At 69.3% G+C, this 1052-nt stretch carries 1 protein-coding gene; it reads right to left on the bottom strand.

Going from position 1 to position 1052, the window contains the following annotated elements; translation table 11 throughout:
• A partial coding sequence (locus ACIRU3_RS47825; protein ID WP_404070815.1) for an IS3 family transposase occupies positions 1 to 1019 on the bottom strand: 1019 nt, incomplete at its 3' end.
• Positions 1020 to 1052 lie beyond the last annotated feature (33 nt).

Below are 1052 nucleotides of genomic sequence, written 5' to 3'. Positions count from 1 at the left end.
CCCATGCTCCTGCGGATCCCGAAACCGTCACAGACCTGTGCGAACGCCGCCGACGTGTATTGGGCGCCCCTGTCCGCGTGAAAGATCACTGCGGTGACGTTGCCGCCGCGGGCTGCGACCGCCATCGTCAGAGCGTCGATGACCAGTTCGGCGCGCATGTGGGTGGCCGTCGAGTAGCCGAGCACCCGGCGTGAGCAGATGTCGATGACGCAGGCGAGATACAGCCACGTCCCGCCGACCTGCACGGATGTGATGTCGCCACACCACTTCTCATCCAGCCGGGCGGCGGTGAACTGGCGTTGGACGAGGTCCGGGGCGGGCGGTGCGAGCCGGTCCGGGACCGTGGTGCGCTTGCGGCGACGCAGGTGCCGTCCCTCGATGCCGTGCCGTCGCATCAGCCGCTCGATGCGCTTGCGGTTGACGGTGCGCCCCAAGCCGCGCAGCTCGGCATGGACGCGCCGGACTCCGTAGGTGCCCTTGTGCTCGGTGTGGATCTCACGGATCTCCACGAGCAGGGCGTCGTCGGCGGCCTGCCGCTCCTGGCGGGTCTTCGCACCGGCGATCCACCGGTAGTAGCCCGAGCACGAGACCCGAAGGACCCGGCATATCCGCTGGACACCGAAGGTCTTGGCGTGGGCGGAGACGAAGTCCCAGCGGCGGGTCCTCACTTCATCTCCTTGGCGAAACAGGCCGCTGCCCGGCGCAGGATCTCCCGCTCGAGCTCCCACTCCTTCTCCGCCTTGCGCAGCCGGCCGTTCTCCGCCCGCAGCCGGGCCAGTTCCTCCTCCCGGCTCTACGCTCTGCTCGCCGCGGCTGTGATCGCGGCCGGCGTGTTCGTCGGCCTGGCGCACCCAGCTCCGCAGCGTCTCGCCGGTCACCCCGACGTCCGCCGCGACCGCCGCATACGTGCGCTTCCCGCCCGCCGCGCGATACAGCGCGACGGCATCGTTCCTGAACTCCTCCGGATACGGAGACTTCCGTCCCACCAGGACACCCTTCCTCGGACCTGCAAGATCCATTGTCAGTGTGTCCACACCGCCGGGGTCGCCTCA

The organism is Streptomyces sp. NPDC101151 (assembly GCF_044768335.1).
Lineage (GTDB): Bacteria > Actinomycetota > Actinomycetes > Streptomycetales > Streptomycetaceae > Streptomyces.
Note: the sequence above shows the minus strand (reverse complement) of the source record. Positions and strands in the feature narration are given on the sequence as shown.